The sequence below is a fragment of the Kitasatospora sp. NPDC058965 genome (genome assembly GCF_042741245.1).
In the GTDB taxonomy this organism is placed as follows: domain Bacteria; phylum Actinomycetota; class Actinomycetes; order Streptomycetales; family Streptomycetaceae; genus Kitasatospora.
In genome coordinates this window covers 1-16,683 of sequence record NZ_JBHYKG010000184.1, presented here as the reverse complement: position 1 = coordinate 16,683, position 16,683 = coordinate 1, and the positions used below count along the sequence as shown (strand labels likewise).

Genomic DNA, 16,683 nt, shown 5'->3' with positions numbered 1-16,683 from the left:
CGGCGCCCCGGGGCCGGCGGCGCCGGCCGGCGGTGCCCACGACGTCGTCAGCCCCGGACCGGGAACGCCGCCTGGAACGCCAGCCGCCGCTCGGCCGTGTCGCCGATGGCGGTGAGGAGCTCGTCCAGTGCCAGGTACTCGGCCCACCGCTCGCGGCCGGTGGCGCGGGTGAGGTGGTCCAGCACCAGGTCTTCCAGCTCCGGTACCCGCCGGCCCTTCCAGGCCTTGTCGGCCAGGGTGACCAGGAGGTCCTCGACGGTGCGGTCGGGCGCGGCCCAGCTGCCGTGGGTCCCGGCGAAGCGGGCCAGCTCGGCGGGGAACCCGTGCTCCAGCAGCAGCGCCCGGCCGGCGGGCTCGTGCGCCGAGCCGGGGCCGGAGAGTTCGGCGGGGTGGTGCACCTTGCCGATGTCGTGGGTGGCGGCGCCGAAGAGTACGGCGGCCCGGTCGATCACCAAGTCCGGTGCGTGGCGGGCCAGGCCGGCGAGCAGGTCGTGGGCCGCGTCGTGGACCAGGCGCAGGTGGGCGGCCAGTCGCGGGGGTGCCGCGAGGGTCGTGAGCAGCTCCGCGACCACCGGCGGGAGCGGGCGCGGTGACGGATCGTCGGTCGTGGTGAGGGCCGAGGTCAGCACCGGGTCAGAGTAGCCGCCGTCGGGTCGCAGTTCACCAGGGGCGGCTGGGGTGACGGGGGCACCGGATGGGCAGCAGTCAGCCATGACCACCCGACCCCCACGCAACCCCCACCCCCATCCCCACCCGATGGAGCTGCACGAGCTGAGCGTCCCCGGCCCCGGTGTGCTGCCGCTGGCGATCGGCTCCTTCGACACGATCGGCCCGCTCTCCCGGGCCGCCTTCCCCCACCGGCACAGCTTCCACGAGATCGCCCTGGTCAGCACCGGCAGCGGGACCCACGTGGTGGACCTCGAACGGCTGCCGCTCAGGCCGCCGCACCTCTACGTGATCGCCCCGGGGCAGGTGCACCACTGGGAGGTGACCGACGTCACCGGCTGGGTGCTGATCTTCAACGAGGACTTCCTGCTCACCCACCCCGAGGACGCCGAGGCGCTGCGCACCCTCGCCGAGCGGCCGTGGATCGACCTGGACCCGGCGCAGCACGCGCAGTTCGACGCGCTGCTCGGCGCGATGCACGACGAGTACCTGGCCGGTGCGCCCGGCTCGGTCTCGGTGCTGGCCTGCTACCTGCACATCCTGGTGCTGCTGGTGCTGCGGGCGCAGGGCGCGGCGGGGCGCGCCGGTGCCGACCGGGCCGCGGACCTGGCGAGCCGGTTCTCCCGGCTCGCCGCACGGCCGGGGGCCCGGGACCGGTCGGTCGGGGCGCTGGCCCGCGAGCTCGGCGTGTCGGCCGCGCACCTGCACGAGGCGGTCAAGCGCGCCACCGGCCGCACCCCGGGGCAGCTGGTCCGCGACCGGCAGACCCTGGAGGCCAAACGGCTGCTACTGGCGAGTGATTTGACGATACGTCAGATCGCCGAGCGAGTCGGCTTCGGCGATCCCTCGTACTTCTGCCGGTTCTTCCGGCGGGAGAGCGGGGTGAGCCCCGGCGAGTTCCGGCGGGTCGCCCGGGTGGCCCGCGAGCGGCCGGCGGTGACCAGAACCGGGGTGGGCGACACCCCGGAGAATCACCACGATCCCCGAGTCCGGTCCATCGCCGCCGACGGGGCGTCCGCCTAGTTTGCTTGTCATGGCTTAGCCACTCCCCAGCGGCCACTCCCTGCACCACCCCCGTCGTTCCGCCCGGCCCTGCCGGGCACCCTCCTAGGGAGCACCAGCCATGACCGAAGACCCTGCCGAGAGCGGGCAGTTGACCCGTAAGAGCCTGCTCAAGGCGGCCGTCCTGGCCACTGCCGCCACCCCGCTGCTGATCGGCGGCGGGGTGGCGCTGGCCCGCGACCGGGCGGCGACCGGCCGCCCGCTCGCGGTCACCCCCGAGTGCCAGGACGGCGACGCGCCGACCGACGCGCAGATCGAGGGACCGTACTTCAAGCCTGACTCCCCACTGCGCACCTCGCTGGTCACCCCCGGCACGCCCGGGACCCCGCTGACCGTCAGCGGGTACGTGTTCGGGCTCGGCTGCCGGCCGATCGCCGGTGCCCTGCTGGACTTCTGGCAGGCCGACGACAACGGGGCCTACGACAACGTGGGCTTCACCTTCCGCGGCCACCAGTTCACCGACGCCACCGGCGCGTACGCGCTCACCACGATCGTGCCGGGGCTGTACCCGGGCCGCACCCGGCACATCCACGTCAAGGTCCAGGCGCCCGGCCAGCCGATCCTCACCACCCAGCTGTACTTCCCGGGCGAGCCGCGCAACTCCACCGACTCGATCTTCGACCCGCTGCTGCTGATGACGGTCCGCCAGGTCGGCACCGGCGAGCAGGCCAGCTTCGACTTCGTGCTCAACGTGGCGCAGTCGCCCACCCCGACCCCCACCCCGACCGGCCGTCCGACCCCGACTCCGACCCCGTCACCCTCGCCCAGCGGCTCGGTCCCGCCGGGCCAGACCTGGGCGCCGGGCGTGGCGTACCAGGCCGGCGACCGGGTCGGCTACGGCGGCGCGGTCTACCAGTGCCTCCAGGCGCACACCTCCATGGTGGGCTGGGAACCCCCCGCGGTCCCGGCCCTCTGGCAGCGCCTGTAGGGAGAGCGGGGCCGCCGGCACCCCCATGGCCGGCGGCCCCGCGGTTCCGTCCGCACGGAGCGCCACCCCGCCCCGCGCTGCGGCCCGCTGCCGAGACACGGCGCACCCGACATGCCGGAAATATGACCTTCCATCTGAGAAGCTCGCCCCGATGACCGGACCCGTGAGCGACTCCCTGACCACCGCGCTGAACCGGTGGAGCCTGCTGGTGCCGCCGATGGCCGCCGTGCTGCTCGCCCTGGTCTGGGGCGAGAGCCTGCCCGCGCCGGTCGCCGGTCTGGCCGGCCTGGCGCTGATCGGCGCGGTGCTCGCCGCCGTGCACCACGCCGAGGTGGTGGCGCACCGGGTCGGCGAGCCGCTCGGCTCGCTGCTGCTCGCGGTGGCCGTGACGGTGATCGAGGTCGGGCTGATCGTCACGCTGATGGCCGACTACGGCGACAAGAACGCCACCCTGGCCCGGGACACCGTCTTCGCCGCCGTCATGATCACCTGCAACGGCATCGTCGGCCTGTGCCTGCTGGTCGGCTCACTGCGCACCAACGTGGCGGTCTTCAACCCCGAGGGCACCGGGGCGGCGCTGGCCACGGTGGCGACCCTGGCAACGCTCAGCCTGGCCCTGCCCTCGTTCACCACCAGCCGGCCCGGACCGGAGTTCTCCCCCACCCAGCTGGTCTTCGCCTCCCTGGCCGCGCTGGTGCTCTACGGGCTCTTCGTGGCCACCCAGACGGTCCGGCACCGCGAGTACTTCCTGCCGCCGCAGATCGTGCACGCCCCGACCGAGGCGGAGCACGCCGCACCGCCCACCCGGCGCGCGGCCCTGACCAGCCTGACGCTGCTGCTGGTCGCGCTGGTCGCGGTGGTGGGGCTGGCCAAGGCGGTCTCGCCCACCATCGAGTCCGGGCTGACCAGGGCGGGCCTGCCCGCCTCGGTGATGGGTGTGGTGATCGCGCTGCTGGTGCTGCTGCCGGAGACCATCGCGGCCACCCGGGCGGCCCGGCGGGACCAGGTGCAGATCGGGCTCAACCTGGCCCTGGGATCGGCGATGGCCAGCATCGGGCTGACCATCCCCGCCGTCGCGTTCGCGAGCATCTGGCTGAGCGGTCCACTGGTCCTGGGCCTGGGCGCCTCGCACCTGGTACTGCTGGCCCTGACCGTGGCGGTCGGCACCCTGACCGTGATCCCGGGGCGCGCCACCCCGCTGCAGGGCGGGGTGCACCTGTCGGTGCTGGCGGCGTACGTGGTGCTGGCGGTCAGCCCCTGACGGCGGGCGGGGCCGGCCCACCCCGACGGGGTGTCACCCCACCCCGCAGGCAGTGCCAATCTTACTTACCGTCTAGTAAGTTTACTCACGAGTACCTAGCCTGGGCGCTGCTCGAAAGCTGACCGGCTCTCCCCCACCCAGGAGACACGCTCATGGCTCTCGCCCCGCCCCGCTCCGCCCGCACCGCCCTGCTCCGCGACCGCGCCGAGGTGGACCTGGTCCGCGACGGCGACCGGGTCGTGGAGGCCCGCCGCCCGTACCTGGTGCCACCCGCCACCGAGGGCAGCCTGGCCGAGCTGCCGGTCCGCAACGCCGCCGAGGCCCCCACCGCCGTGGTGCTCAGCCGCCGCTCCCCCGACGGCGGTTGGCAGGACGTCAGCGCCGCCGCGTTCGCCGCCGAGGTGGCCGCCACCGCCAAGGGCCTGATCGCCGCCGGGATCCGGCCGGGCGACCGGGTCCTGCTGCTGTGCCGCACCCGGTACGAGTGGACGCTGCTGGACTTCGCCACCTGGACCGCCGGCGCGGTGCTGGTCCCGGTCTACCCGAGCTCCTCGGCCGAGCAGGCCGAGTGGATCGTCCGCGACTGCGGCCCGGCGCTGGCGCTGGCCGAGGACGCGGCCACCGCCGAGGTGCTGACCATCGCCATCGCCCGCAGCGAACGCCCCGTCCCGCTCTGGCGGTTGGACGAAGGGGCCACGGCGGAGCTGGCCGCCCGCGGGCAGGCCGTGCCGGACGTGGAACTCGACGCCCGGCGCGCCGGGTTGAGCCCGGCCAGCGAGGCCACCCTGATCTACACCTCGGGCACCACCGGGCGGCCCAAGGGCTGCCGGCTCACCCACGGCAACTTCCTGGACGAGGCGGCCAACTGCCAGGCCCTGCTGCAACCGGTCTTCGAGGCGGTCTCGGCCGAGCCGCCGTCGACCCTGCTCTTCCTGCCGCTGGCCCACGTGCTCGGCCGGATGATCCAGGTCACCTGCGTGTACGCCAGAATCAAAGTGGGCCACAGCCCCTCCCTCAAACCCGCCGAACTGCAGCCCGACCTCGCCTCCTTCGGCGCCAGCTTCCTGGTCGGTGTGCCGTACCTGTTCGAGAAGATCCACCACCTGGGCCGGGTGCAGGCCCAGGCCCGCAAGGCGGCCGGCGTCTACGACCGCGCGACGGCGGTCGCGGTGCGCTACGCCCGGGCCGAGCTCGCCGCCCTGGCCGGCGAGGGGCCGCGCGCGACGCTGGCGCTGCGCACCGCGCACGCCTTCTACGACGCACTGGTCTACCGCAAGGTCCGCCGGGCGATGGGGGGCCGGGTCCGGCACGCGATCAGCGGGGGCTCCTCGCTCAACCCCGACCTGCTGCTCTTCTACGCGGGCGCCGGGGTGCAGATCTACGAGGGCTACGGCCTGACCGAGACCACCGGCCCGTCCACCGTCAACCCGCCGCTGCGCCCGCGGGCCGGCAGCGTCGGACCGCCGGTCCCCGGCTCCGCCGTGCGGATCGCCCCGGACGGCGAGGTGCTGCTCGCCGGCGGCCAGGTGTTCCGCGGCTACCTGGGCGAGGAGCCCGCCGCGGGCGGCTGGTTCGCCACCGGCGACCTGGGCCGGCTGGACCGCGACGGCTACCTCACCATCACCGGTCGCAAGAAGGAGATCCTGGTCACCAGCGGCGGCAAGAACGTCAGCCCCGCCCCGCTGGAGGACCGGCTGCGCGCCCACCCGCTGATCAGCCAGTGCCTGCTGGTCGGCAACGGCCGCCCGTACGTGGGCGCGCTGGTCACCCTGGACCAGGAGGCGGTCGCCCAGTTCCTGGCCCACCCGCCGACCGCCGCCGAGGTGGACCCGCGCGCGGCCAGTTCCGCCGTGCCGGTCGAGCCCGCCGTGCTGGCCGCACTGGTCGCCGCCGTCGAGCAGGTCAACACCAGCGTCTCGCGCGCCGAGTCGATCCGCCGGGTCCGCGTGGTGGCCGGCGACTTCACCGAGGACCGGGGCCTGCTGACCCCCTCGCTCAAGGTCAAGCGGCAGGCGGTGCTGCAGGCCTACCGCAAGGACGTGGAGGCGCTGTACCGGAGTTGACGGTCCGTCAGACCCGTTGCTCGGCCAGCAGGCGGAACGCCCGGGCGTCGGCGGCGACCTGGTCCAGGGAGATGTTCTCCGGGCCGCCGGCCATCTCGCTGAACAGCATGAAGCCGCCCGCGTCGAACCAGGCGCAGTCCGCGGTGCCCGGGCCCGGGACCGCCCCCGACCACGGGTGGCTCGCGCAAACCATCACACCGCCGAGCGGGCCGGGGTCCACCTGCCGGGCGTGCGCCAGCAGGTCGGAGCTGCTGGCCGTCAGCCGGTCCGACTCGGTGTCCGGGTACGGGATCTGCGCCTGGCTGGCGACCACCGTGATCCGTCCGGTGCTCGGGCTGCCGTAGGCGGCGGCCAGCGCGGACCCGGGAGCCGCCTGCATCCGGACCACCATCGGGTCGTCCGGGTCGTCGGCCAGCCCCCGGAAGCTCGACGGCAGCGCGTACCGGTAGCTGACGGGGTGCCGGCTCGGGCCGCCCTGCCGCAGCCCGAGCACCGTGGTGACCGCGACCACCGCGACGAACGCCGCGACGAGCAGCCAGCGCCGGACGGTGCGCCGTCGGGGCGCCGGGACCTCGTCGGCCGACGGGTCGACCACGGCCGCACCGACCGCTTCCGTCGCGTCGGCCGGAACCTCGTCCGCCCGCCGATCGGCCGGCGCCGAGACCTGCGCCGGGGCCTGCACCGAGACCTGCCCCGAGGCCTGCACCGGTTCCGTCCGTGCCTCCGCCTCGACTTCCGCTCCGGCTTCCGCCTCGGTTTCCGCTCCCGCTCCCGCCCCGGCTTCCGTTCCCATTTCCGACACGGCCCCTCCTGCGTTCCTTGATCGGGAGATCGCAGCAGGTCAGCACCGGTCCGGGCAACTCGGGCAGCGTGACTCCCCCCGAGTCGTCCGCATTTCTGCCGACCGAATCGTTACCGGCGCCTCACTCCTCGGTCAGCGACAGGACCACCTTGCCCGCGGGGTGGCCCTGCTGGCTGCGCTGGTGGGCGGCGGCGGCACTGGCCAGGGGGTAGACCGAGTCGACCCGCAGCGCGAAGGCGTCGGCGGCCACCAGGTCGGCGGCCTTGGCCAGGGCGCCGAAGGCGGAGCTGCGGCTGGTGGTGCGCACGCCGTACTGGCCGGCGGTGAAGTCCGCGATGGTCAGCACCCGGTCCGGCGAGCCGGTGATCGCCACCAGCTCGGGGACCGAGCCCCGGCCCGCCGTGTCCAGCGCCAGGTCCACCCCCTGCGGCGCCAGCCGGGCCACCCGCTCGGCCAGCCCGGGCCCGTACGTGGTGGGCAGCACGCCCAGGGAGGTCAGATAGGCGTGGTTGGCCTCGCTCGCGGTGCCCAGCACGGTCACCCCGGCCGCCCGGGCGAACTGGGCCACCGCGCTGCCCACGCCGCCGGCCGCCCCGTCCACCAGCAGGGTCTGGCCGGCCCCGGCGCCGAGCAGGTCCAGGCAGCGCTGGGCGGTCTCGGCGACCACCGCGATCCCGCTCGCCTCCGGCCAGCCCAGCCCGGCCGGCTTGGCGGCGAAGTGGTCGAGCACCGCGTACTGCGCCCAGGTCCGCCGGCCCAGGCCGAAGACCTTGTCGCCGACGGCCACCCCGTGCACCCCCTCCCCCACCTGGTCCACCACGCCGGCCGCCTCCAGGCCCGGCACCGCCGGGAAGTCCACCGGCGCCACCTCCTGCAGGTAGCCGGCCCGCAGCTTCCAGTCGTAGCCGTTGACCGCGGCGGCCTGCACCGCGATCCGCACCTGCCCGGGCCCCGCCTGCGGGTCGGGCTGCTCCGACACCTCCAGCACCGAGGGGTCGCCGTACCGCGCGAAGGTCACCGCGAACATGCCGTCTCTCCAGCCGCCGTCCAACAGTCTGTCCGGCCCAGCCTCGCCCTCGGCGCACCGCGCTGACCTCGCGAAACACCGGCCAAAAAAAAGTTTCCGCGAAGGTGTGACATTCCTGGGGCGCCGTTCGCTGTACTGACTGAATGGAGCACCCAAGGGCTCCGGTGCAGTGGTGGCTTCCCCGGGCACGCCACTCGCCGGACAGCCGGCAGTGTTGACTGTGCAGAGATCTGCTGCCGGCTCCTCGGGTAGACGGGTTTCCCTGGCCCGCACTACCCGCCATGCCCCCTGGGCCCGGTACCGCTGGGGTCGGCGGTACCGGGCCCAGGCCGGGCCTGACTCCCCTCCCCCGCACGAATCCGAGTCGAGGAATTCGTCCGCCGTCCGCCTGCCCCGGTGCGCGCCGCCCATCCGGTCCGGCTAGCATGTGACGGGTTGTCACACCGAGTAGCACTCCGCCTCGAATCTGGAGATCGCGCGATGGCTGACGAACCGGCCGACTGGGCCACCTGGACGACCAAGAACGTGCGCTCCGGCCCCGGCGGCGTGCGCAGCGCCGAAGGCGCCCAGCTCACCGGCGACCTGAGCGTGCACACCACCTGGACCGGCACCGAGGCCGTGCTGACCGTGCAGTACACCGATGCCCAGGACTGGTTCACGCTGCAGGGCAGCCCGATCGAGGTGGCCGACGAACAGGCCGCCCGCGCCCTGCACCAGCACGCGGTGGAGGCGGTCCGGGCCGGCGGCGGCGCCGCGCTGACCCCGCCGGCCTGACCGGTGGGCACCGCCCTGCGGACCCTGCTCGCCGTCGACCAGGCGTTGTACGCGGCGGTGGCCGCAGCCCCCAGTCGCAGCCCCGGGCTCGACTCGGGGCTGCGGCGGCTGTCGGTGGCGGCCAACCGGTCCCGGATCTCCTTCGCGGTGGCCGGGCTGCTCGCCCTGCGCCCGGGCCGGCCGCGCCGGGCCGCGCTGCTGGGCGTGGCGGCACTGGGCACCGCCTCGGTCACCGCGAACCAGCTGACCAAGACCCTGGTCCGCCGGCCCCGCCCGGACCGGGAGGCGGCCGAGGTACCGGCCGCCCGGCACATCCCGATGCCGGGCTCGGCCTCGTTCCCGTCCGGCCACACCGCCGCCGCGTTCGCCTTCGCCACCGCGGTCGGCGCCACCCTGCCGGCGGCGGCGCTGCCGCTGACCGCGCTGGCCGGCTGCGTGGGGTACTCCCGGGTCCACACCGGGGTGCACTACCCGGGCGACGTGCTCGCGGGCGCGCTGCTCGGGGTGGGGTGCGCCGGTGCGGTGCTGGCGGGCGCCCGGCGGCTGGGCCCCGGGCGCGGCTGACGCCGCGTCACCCGGTCGGCGGCCCACGGGTGCGGGGCCCGGGCGCTGCAGTGAGGCTGGCAGCATGACCATCCCTGGGAACTCGACGGAGCCGAGCCCGCTGGCCGCCCTGGCCAGGTTCGGCTGGCACACCGCGCTGACGCTCGGCCTGATCGCCCTCGGCCTGGGCATCGTGGTCCTGGCCTGGCCGCACGGCACGCTGGAGGTGGTCGGCGTGCTCTTCGGGATCTACCTGGTGATCAGCGGCATCCTGCAGATCGTGCTGGCCAGCACCGTGCACGTGTCCACCGGGCTGCGGGTGCTCGGCTTCATCAGCGGCGCGCTCTCCCTGCTGCTGGGCCTGCTCTGCTTCCGCGGCGCCTACCAGTCGGTGCTGCTGCTCTCGCTGTGGATCGGGATCGGCCTGCTGTTCCGCGGCATCACCGCGACGGTGGGGGCACTGGACCTGCCCGGCGGCACACCCGGACGCGGCTGGCAGATCGCCCTGGGCCTGATCGCGGCGATCGCCGGCGTGATCCTGCTGGTCGACCCGTTCAACTCGATCCTGGCGCTGACCGTGATGGCGGGCATCTGGCTGGTGCTGATCGGCCTGGTGGAGATCGGCCACGCGATCTCGCTGCGCTCGCGGGCCAAGCACCTGGTCTGAGGCCGGGCGGGCGGGCGGCGGTTCAGCCGGCCGCCGGCCCCCCGGAGTCGCCCCGTGGCCCGCCGGAGTCGCCCGCCGGCCTTCCGGGGTCGACCCGCGGCCCGCCGGAATCGCCCACGGGCCCGCTGGAGTCGCCCGCCGGCCCGCCGGCTCCCCGGACCGCGCCCAGCACCTCCTGGAGCAGCGGCACCAGCTCCTCGGTGGAGGTCGCGGCCAGCTCCGGGAAGGCGCCGGCCCAGCGGACCAGCACCACGCCCGCGAAGGCGGCGGCCGCCAGCTCGGCGCGCAGCTCCGGCCGGTCCACCCCCTCGGCGGTGAGCCGGTCCCGCAGCGGGTCGACCAGCCGCTCGACCAGGTGCGCCCGGGCCGCCCGTTGCGCCTCGGAGTCGTCCCCGCGCAGCACCGCGGTCTGGAACGAGGGCCCGGGGCCACGCTGGGTCAGCCGCTCCAGCAACCAGCGCAGCCGGTCCTCCGCCAGCAGGTCGGCGGGCGGCGCCTCGCCCTGCTCCACCCTGACGGAGGCCAGGTAGAGCTGGGTCTTGCCGCCGAAGTACCGGGCGATCAACGCCGGGTCGACCCCGGCGCGCTCGCCGATGTCCCGGGTGGTGGTGCGGTCGAAGCCGCGGTCGGCGAACAGCTCGACGGCCGCCCGGATCAGCAGCTCCCGGCTGCGCGCGGCGTCGCGGCGCCGTCCGGTGCTCGCGGGGCCGTCGGTCAAGGCGTCACCTTGAGCGGGACGTCGTCCTCGCCCGGCGCGATGTCCGCGATGCTCTCCTCCACCATCAGCTCCTCGTCCACGCCGCTCCCGTCCGCCGCCGCGCGGGCGCGCCGCGGCAGCACGATGGTAACCAGGACGATCACCACCCACACGGCACACCCGATCAGCGCGGCGCTGCGGTAGCCGTCGGCGGAGGGCAGTCGCTGCCCGGCGGCGGTGTGCGCCTGCAGCACCGCGCCGCACAGCGCGCTGCCGGTGGAGTAGCCGATGTAGCGCAGCACCTGGTTGAAGCTCACCGCGCTGCCCACCTCGGCGGCCGGCACCGAGCTGACGATCAGTCCGGGCATCACGGCGAAGGTGGATCCCACCCCGAGGCCGGCGATGCCCATCACCACCAGCACCTGCCAGAGGTGGTCGCGGGCGAACAGGAAGACCAGCATCGCGCCGAGCGAGACCACGCAGCCCAGGGTCAGCACGGTGGTGGTGGAGGTGCGGCGGGCCAGCGGGACCACCACCTTGCTGGAGAGCACGCTGAGCACCGAGAAGGGCAGCAGCGCCAGCCCGGCCACCACCACCGAGGCGCCGAAGCCGTAGCCGGCCGCGGTCGGGGTCTGCACGAACCGGGTGACCAGGCTCATCAGCAGGTACATCGCCACGCCCGCGACCAGGCCGGTGACGTCGGCGGTGAGCACCGTGCGGTTGCGCAGGGTGCGCAGGTCGACCAGCGGGTGCTCGGTGCGCAGCTCGTGCCGGATCCACCAGGCCAGCAGCACCAGGGCGGCGGCGGCCAGCGCCCACAGGCCGGGCGAGGTCCAGCCCCAGGTCTCGCCCTCGGTCAGCACCAGCAGCAGCCCGGCCACCGCCAGACCGATCAGCACCGCGCCCAGCCCGTCCAGCCGGGCCGCCTCCCGGCGCGGGGCCGGCGGCACCACCAGGGCACCGAGCACCAGGGCGGCGGCGCTGATCAGCGCGCCGAACCAGAACCCGGCGTGGAAGCCGAAGGCCTCGGCGATCACCCCGGTGAGCGGGTAGCCGAGACCGACGCCGGCCACCGTGGTGATGGAGAGCAGGGCCACGGCCGAGCGGGAGCGCTCGGCCGGCAGGCTGTCCCGGGCGGCGGCGATGGCCAGCGGGGTCAGACCCAGGCCGACGCCCTGCAGGGCGCGCCCGGCCACCAGGAAGCCGAAGCCCAGCGGCAGTGCGGCCAGCACGCTGCCGACCACCACCGCCGCGATCGCGCCGAGGATCACCGGGCGCCGCCGGGGCCCGTCGCCGAGTCGTCCCATCACGGGCGTCGCGACGGCGCCGACCAGCATGGTCACGGTCAACGACCACTGGGCCTCGGAGAGCGAGACGTGGTCGACGGTGGCGATGGTCGGCACCAGCGGGGCGCCGAGGCTGGAGATCACCGCCACCACGGTGCCCAGGAAGACCAGCACGGGCACCAGCGCCCGCTCCCGCCAGGGCGCGGTGGCCGGGTTCACGACGGCCGGGTTCATCGGCATCCCCTCCCAGTGGGCATCGACCGGGGTGTCCGTCGATCGATGTCTTCAGATGATGTCTTCACGTGATGACAATACTCCGCCACCGGCCGACTGCCGAGCCCCCGGTCCCGCTCGACCGTCCAGCGGGACAGCGAGATACGGAGCGCAACATTCCGGAATGCCGGGGGGCCGGGCGGCGTTCGGTCCTGACAGGGGGTCGGTCCAGTTCTGCCGTCCGGGGATCGCCGTGTTTGGGAGCCTGCCGTGAACCTCACCGCGCTGGTGGCCGGGGCCGGACTGTGGTCCTACGTCCTGGTCCTGCTGGTGACGGCGGGCGAGACCAGCGCCTTCGTCGGCCTGGTGCTGCCGAGCGAGACCGTGGTGCTCTTCGCCGCCGCGCTGGCCGGCCGCGGCCTGCTCAACCCGTTCGCCCTCACCGCCGCGGTGGTGGTCGGCGCGTTCGCGGGGGACAGCAGCGGGTACTGGCTCGGCCGACTGCTCGGGCAGCGGGCGGCCGGCTCGCGGGCCCGCGCCCGGGTGCGGCCCGGCTCCCGGGTGGACCGGGCGGCCGGCTACCTGCGCCGGCGCGGCGGTCCGGCCGTCTTCACCGCGCGCTACATCGGCTTCGTCCGCTCCTTCGTGCCGTTCACCGCGGGCGCGGCCCGGATGCCGTACCGGACCTTCCTGGCGTACAGCGCCGCGGCCGCCGTCAGCTGGGGCGCGGCCAACGTCGCGCTCGGCTACTTCCTGGGCGCCTCCGCCGAGGGCCTGCTGCACACGGTGGGCCTGGCCGGCCTGATCGCGGTCGGCGCCGCGGCGCTGGCCCTGGTGACGGTGCTCTGGTGGCGCCGCCGCCGCACCCCGCCCGCGGGCACGCCGAACCGCCCGCCGGCCCAGCGCCCTGCCGAGCCCCGCGAGCAGACCCGGGTCTGAGGGACGTCCACGGACGACCCGGCAGCCCGGCGTTGACGCCGAGTAGATACTGAGTGTAGATACTCAGGTATGACAGTTCCCCTCGCCCTGCTCGGGTTACTCGAACGAGCCCCCAGTCACGGCTACGACCTCAAGCGCGACTACGACGCACTCTTCGGCCGCGGCAAGCCGCTGCCGCCCGGCCAGGTCTACTCGACGCTCAGCCGGCTGGCCCGGGACGGCAAGGTGGTGATCAGCGAGGTCGGCCCCGGCACCGGACCGGACCGGAAGCAGTACGTGATCACCGACCTCGGGGCCACCGAGCTGCAGTCCTGGCTGGCCGATCCGATCGAGCCGGAGCCGCACCTGCAGTCGGTGCTCTTCACCAAGGTGGTGCTGGCCCTGCTGCTGGGCCGGGACGCCGAGGCCTACCTGGACACCCAGCGCGCCGCCCACCTGCAGCGGATGCGCGAGCTCACCGAACTGCGCCGCAGCGGCTCGCTGGTCGACCGGCTGCTCGCCGACCACGCACTGTTCCACCTGGAAGCCGACCTGCGCTGGATCGACCAGACCGTGGCCCGGCTGGGCCAGCTCGCCGAGGAGGTGCTCGGATGACCGCCGAGTTCGTGGTGGAGGCCCGCGGGGCGGTGCTCTCCTTCGGCGCCACCCCGGCGCTGCGCGGCGCCGACCTGGCCGTGGCCCGGGGCGAGATCGTGGCCATCATGGGCCCCAGCGGGTCCGGCAAGTCCACGCTGCTGCACTGCCTGGCCGGCATCCTCACCCCCGACAGCGGGGAGATCCACTTCGACGGCCGCCGGGTGGACACCCTCGGCGAGACCGCGCGCAGCGCGCTGCGCCGCGAGCGGTTCGGCTTCGTCTTCCAGTTCGGCCAGCTGGTCCCGGAGTTGACGGCCGAGGAGAACGTGGCGCTGCCGCTGCTGCTGGGCGGCACCCGGCGGGCGGCGGCGATCGAGCAGGCCCGCACCTGGTTCCCGCGGCTCGGGCTGGACGGGCTGGCGGGGCGGCGCTCCGGCGAGCTGTCCGGCGGTCAGGCGCAGCGGGTGGCGCTGGCCAGGGCGATGGTGGCCCGGCCGGACGTGATCTTCGCCGACGAGCCGACCGGTTCGCTGGACTCGGTCACCGGCGAGCAGGTGATGGACCTGCTGGTGGACGCGGCCCGGGCCGAGGGCAGCACGGTGGTCATCGTCACCCACGAGCCGCGGGTCGCCGCCTGTGCGGACCGCGAGGTCGTGGTGCGCGACGGCAAGGTCACCCAGCTCTCCGCGGGCCGGGTGGCCTCGTGATCCGCCTCGGGCTCCGTCTCACGCTGGGCGCCGGTCGGGAGGCGGCGGCCCGGCTGGTGATCATCGCGGCGGCGGTCGCGGTGGGCGTGACCCTGCTGCTCGGCACGCTGGCCGCGGTCAACGCGACCAAGACCCAGAACGAGCGGTTCGCCTGGCTCAACACCGGCAGCGGCTCGGCCCGGCAGTTGGCCCGGGACACCAAGCTCGACCCGCTCTGGTGGCTGGCCCGACTGGACCGGGTGCACGGCAAGGACCTGGCCCGGATCGACGTGGCCGGCACCGGCGCCGACTCCCCCGTCCCGCCGGGCCTGCCGCGGCTGCCCGGACCCGGCGAGTACTACGCCTCGCCCGCGGTCGCCAAGCTGCTGACCACCCTGCCGGCCGACCAACTGGCCGACCGGTTCCCAGGCCACCAGGTCGGCACCATCGGCAGCGCCGGCCTGCCCGGGCCCGACTCGCTGATCGTGGTGGTCGGGCACACCCCGGCCGAGCTGTCCGCCGCGCCGGACGCCCGGCGGACGAACTGGATCATGGACGTCAGTCCGAGTTCCTGCGACGACTGCGTGGTCGGCACCAACGCCAACGGGATGCGGCTGATCCTCTCGGTCTCCGCGGTCGGGCTGATCCTGCCGGTGCTGATCCTGATCGGGACGGCGACCAGGCTGGCGGCCGCACGGCGCGAGCAGCGGTTCGCCGCGATGCGGCTGGTCGGCGCCACGCCGCGGCAGATCTCGGTGGTCTCGGCGGTGGAGTCCACGGTGGCCGCCGTGCTCGGCGTGCTCGGCGGGTTCCTGTTCTTCCTGGTCGGCCGCCCGCTGCTGGCGACGGTCGACTTCACCGCCACACCGTTCTTCGACTCCGACCTCGCGCTCAACACCACCGACGTGCTGCTGGTGGCGCTCGGGGTGCCGCTGGCCTCCGCCGTCGCGGCCCGGCTGGCGCTGCGCCGGGTGCAGATCTCCCCGCTGGGCGTGACCCGCCGGGTCACCCCGAAGCCGCCGCGGGCCTGGCGCCTGCTGCCGCTGCTGGCGGGCGTGCTGGAACTGGGCTACTTCGTCGGGCGGCGCCCGGCCACCACCCAGGGCCAGATGTACGCGTTCACCCCGGGCATGGCCCTGGTGGTGATCGGGCTGGCGGTCGCCGGCCCCTACCTGACCATGGTCGGCGCCCGACAGTTGGCCCGGCGCAGCGGCCGGGCGGCGCCGCTGATGGCCGGGCGGCGGCTGTCCGACGACCCGAAGGCGGGCTTCCGGGCCGTCACCGGCCTGGTGCTGGCGCTGTGCGTGACGACCGGCGCGGTCGCGATCATGACCAGCATCCAGGCCGAACGCGGGATGCCGAAGGCCGCCTCGGCGCTGGCCTCCGCCGTCACGGTGCAGTTCTCGGACGGGCTGGACGACCAGGGCGCGCCGCTGCGGGCGGCGCCGGCGATGCCGGCCGACGCGTACGCCCGGCTGCGCGCGATCCCGGGCGTGCAGGGGGTGACGGTGATCCACACCAACCCGCTGCACACCCGCGACCCGCTGCAGACGGACGGGCCGGGCGAGCGGTTCGTCGAGGGCGGACTGGCCTCGTGCGCGCAGTTGGCGACCACACCGGCCTTCTCCACCTGCGTCCCGGGTGCCGACACGGCCACGGTGCCGCTGCAGTTCTGGAGCTTCAAGCTGCTGAACGGCGGCTGGCCCGCCCAGTGGCAGCGGGCCGACTACCCCGCGGCGCAGCTCGACGGCCTGCCGGTGCTGGGCCTCGCGGTGACCACCGACGGCACCCCGAGCGCGATCGAGCGGGTCCGCACCGCGCTGGAGCAGGACTACCCCGGCCACGGGGCCCCCGCCACGGTGGCCGAGCGGGCCGCGGACGGTACCCGGGAGGTGGCCGGGTTCCAGCAGCTCGCCGACATCGTGATCCTGGTCAGCCTGCCGATCGCCGGGTGCAGCCTGGCGGTGGGGATCGCCGGCGGGCTCAACGAACGCAAGCGGCCGTTCAGCCTGCTGCGCCTGGCAGGTGTGCCGCTCGGGCTGCTGCGCCGGATCGTGCTGCTGGAGAGCGCGCTGCCGCTGGTGCTGGTCGCCGCGCTGGCCGTCGGTATGGGGCTGCTCGCCGCCCAGCTCTTCCTGCGGGCCCAGCTCGGGTACAACCTGCACGCGTTGGACGGGAGCTTCTACCTGATCGTGGCGGCCGGCCTGGTCGCGGCGCTGGCGGTGATCGCCGCCACGCTGCCGCTGCTGAAGCGGCTGACCGGGCCGGAGACCGCGCGCAACGAGTAGCCGGCGGACGCGGTCGGGGTACCGGGCCGGTGGACGGACCCCTGGTGCCGGGCGCGGTGCGTGGGGCTGGTGTCGGGTTGCGCGGCCCGGCGTCGGGTTGCGCGGCCCGGCGTCGGGCGCGCCGCCCGACCGGACGCAGATCGGTCGGGCCCCGCGCGACCGGGGGACCCGGGGCCGGCGGGCCGGGGGGCGTCGCCGGCACGGC

At 74.9% G+C, this 16,683-nt stretch carries 16 protein-coding genes; 11 read left to right on the top strand and 5 right to left on the bottom strand.

What is annotated here, in order from left to right:
- Positions 1–47: 47 nt before the first annotated feature.
- Positions 48–626 (bottom strand): HD domain-containing protein, encoded by a 579-nt coding sequence (locus tag ACFW1A_RS26305; protein WP_380412598.1) that lies wholly within the window; start codon positions 624–626, stop codon positions 48–50.
- A gap of 130 nt (positions 627–756) precedes the next feature.
- Here ACFW1A_RS26305 and ACFW1A_RS26300 point away from each other — a divergent pair, with 130 nt between their 5' ends.
- From ACFW1A_RS26300 to ACFW1A_RS26285, 4 genes are all read left to right on the top strand, one after another.
- Positions 757–1,689 carry an AraC family transcriptional regulator gene (locus tag ACFW1A_RS26300; protein WP_380412594.1) on the top strand — a complete coding sequence of 311 codons (933 nt, stop codon included), beginning with the start codon at positions 757–759 and terminating at the stop codon, positions 1,687–1,689.
- Between the two features lie 100 nt (positions 1,690–1,789).
- Positions 1,790–2,656 carry a carbohydrate-binding protein gene (locus tag ACFW1A_RS26295; RefSeq protein WP_380412590.1) on the top strand — a complete coding sequence of 289 codons (867 nt, stop codon included), beginning with the start codon at positions 1,790–1,792 and terminating at the stop codon, positions 2,654–2,656.
- Between the two features lie 217 nt (positions 2,657–2,873).
- A complete protein-coding gene (locus ACFW1A_RS26290; RefSeq protein ID WP_380412596.1) occupies positions 2,874–3,917 on the top strand; it encodes a calcium:proton antiporter in 1,044 nt (347 codons plus the stop codon).
- A 152-nt stretch (positions 3,918–4,069) separates the two neighbouring features.
- A complete protein-coding gene (locus ACFW1A_RS26285) occupies positions 4,070–5,980 on the top strand; it encodes an AMP-dependent synthetase/ligase (protein WP_380412587.1) in 1,911 nt (636 codons plus the stop codon).
- Between the two features lie 7 nt (positions 5,981–5,987).
- On the opposite strand, the gene ACFW1A_RS26280 is transcribed toward ACFW1A_RS26285, so the two are convergent.
- Positions 5,988–6,686, bottom strand: a complete 699-nt coding sequence (locus ACFW1A_RS26280; RefSeq protein WP_380412585.1) for a hypothetical protein — start codon at positions 6,684–6,686, stop codon at positions 5,988–5,990.
- Between the two features lie 217 nt (positions 6,687–6,903).
- A complete protein-coding gene (locus ACFW1A_RS26275; RefSeq protein WP_380412583.1) occupies positions 6,904–7,809 on the bottom strand; it encodes an NADP-dependent oxidoreductase in 906 nt (301 codons plus the stop codon).
- A 480-nt stretch (positions 7,810–8,289) separates the two neighbouring features.
- On the opposite strand from ACFW1A_RS26275, the gene ACFW1A_RS26270 reads away from it, so the two are divergent.
- The 3 genes from ACFW1A_RS26270 (at position 8,290) to ACFW1A_RS26260 (ending at position 9,793) form a co-directional block, all read left to right on the top strand.
- A complete protein-coding gene (locus tag ACFW1A_RS26270) occupies positions 8,290–8,583 on the top strand; it encodes a hypothetical protein (protein WP_380412581.1) in 294 nt (97 codons plus the stop codon).
- Positions 8,584–8,586: 3 nt separating this feature from the next.
- The gene (locus ACFW1A_RS26265; protein ID WP_380412579.1) at positions 8,587–9,147 is read left to right on the top strand and encodes a phosphatase PAP2 family protein; all 561 of its coding nucleotides are present in this window, start codon (positions 8,587–8,589) and stop codon (positions 9,145–9,147) included.
- 64 nt (positions 9,148–9,211) lie between these two features.
- Positions 9,212–9,793: an HdeD family acid-resistance protein gene (locus tag ACFW1A_RS26260; RefSeq protein WP_380412577.1), complete on the top strand. Its 582-nt coding sequence runs from the start codon at positions 9,212–9,214 to the stop codon at positions 9,791–9,793.
- A gap of 22 nt (positions 9,794–9,815) precedes the next feature.
- Here the strand turns inward: ACFW1A_RS26260 and ACFW1A_RS26255 are convergent, their stop codons facing one another.
- Both ACFW1A_RS26255 and ACFW1A_RS26250 read right to left on the bottom strand, forming a co-directional pair.
- Positions 9,816–10,511 (bottom strand): TetR/AcrR family transcriptional regulator, encoded by a 696-nt coding sequence (locus ACFW1A_RS26255; RefSeq protein ID WP_380412575.1) that lies wholly within the window; start codon positions 10,509–10,511, stop codon positions 9,816–9,818.
- Entirely contained in the window at positions 10,508–12,010 is a 1,503-nt protein-coding gene (locus ACFW1A_RS26250) for an MFS transporter (protein WP_380412573.1), read from the bottom strand. Before ACFW1A_RS26250 ends, ACFW1A_RS26255 begins: the two co-directional genes overlap by 4 nt.
- A gap of 249 nt (positions 12,011–12,259) precedes the next feature.
- On the opposite strand from ACFW1A_RS26250, the gene ACFW1A_RS26245 reads away from it, so the two are divergent.
- From ACFW1A_RS26245 to ACFW1A_RS26230, 4 genes are all read left to right on the top strand, one after another.
- Complete coding sequence (locus ACFW1A_RS26245) at positions 12,260–12,928, top strand: DedA family protein (protein WP_380412571.1); 669 nt, start codon at positions 12,260–12,262, stop codon at positions 12,926–12,928.
- A 69-nt stretch (positions 12,929–12,997) separates the two neighbouring features.
- On the top strand, positions 12,998–13,522 hold the full coding sequence (locus ACFW1A_RS26240; RefSeq protein WP_380412569.1) for a PadR family transcriptional regulator: 525 nt from the start codon (positions 12,998–13,000) through the stop codon (positions 13,520–13,522).
- Positions 13,519–14,211, top strand: coding sequence for an ABC transporter ATP-binding protein (locus ACFW1A_RS26235; protein WP_380412567.1), 693 nt, complete (start codon positions 13,519–13,521; stop codon positions 14,209–14,211). Before ACFW1A_RS26240 ends, ACFW1A_RS26235 begins: the two co-directional genes overlap by 4 nt.
- On the top strand, positions 14,208–16,478 hold the full coding sequence (locus ACFW1A_RS26230) for an FtsX-like permease family protein (RefSeq protein ID WP_380412565.1): 2,271 nt from the start codon (positions 14,208–14,210) through the stop codon (positions 16,476–16,478). Before ACFW1A_RS26235 ends, ACFW1A_RS26230 begins: the two co-directional genes overlap by 4 nt.
- The last annotated feature ends 205 nt before the right edge of the window (positions 16,479–16,683 follow it).

Excerpts from the sequence above, each read along its gene's own strand:
- ACFW1A_RS26240 (WP_380412569.1), top strand. The coding sequence starts at position 12,998 with ATGACAGTTCCCCTCGCCCTGCTCGGGTTACTCGAACGAGCCCCCAGT.
- ACFW1A_RS26285 (WP_380412587.1), top strand. The coding sequence starts at position 4,070 with ATGGCTCTCGCCCCGCCCCGCTCCGCCCGCACCGCCCTGCTCCGCGAC.
- ACFW1A_RS26250 (WP_380412573.1), bottom strand. The coding sequence starts at position 12,010 with ATGAACCCGGCCGTCGTGAACCCGGCCACCGCGCCCTGGCGGGAGCGG.
- ACFW1A_RS26290 (WP_380412596.1), top strand. The coding sequence starts at position 2,874 with ATGGCCGCCGTGCTGCTCGCCCTGGTCTGGGGCGAGAGCCTGCCCGCG.
- ACFW1A_RS26235 (WP_380412567.1), top strand. The coding sequence starts at position 13,519 with ATGACCGCCGAGTTCGTGGTGGAGGCCCGCGGGGCGGTGCTCTCCTTC.
- ACFW1A_RS26275 (WP_380412583.1), bottom strand. The coding sequence starts at position 7,809 with ATGTTCGCGGTGACCTTCGCGCGGTACGGCGACCCCTCGGTGCTGGAG.
- ACFW1A_RS26270 (WP_380412581.1), top strand. The coding sequence starts at position 8,290 with ATGGCTGACGAACCGGCCGACTGGGCCACCTGGACGACCAAGAACGTG.
- ACFW1A_RS26260 (WP_380412577.1), top strand. The coding sequence starts at position 9,212 with ATGACCATCCCTGGGAACTCGACGGAGCCGAGCCCGCTGGCCGCCCTG.
- ACFW1A_RS26300 (WP_380412594.1), top strand. The coding sequence starts at position 757 with ATGGAGCTGCACGAGCTGAGCGTCCCCGGCCCCGGTGTGCTGCCGCTG.
- ACFW1A_RS26295 (WP_380412590.1), top strand. The coding sequence starts at position 1,790 with ATGACCGAAGACCCTGCCGAGAGCGGGCAGTTGACCCGTAAGAGCCTG.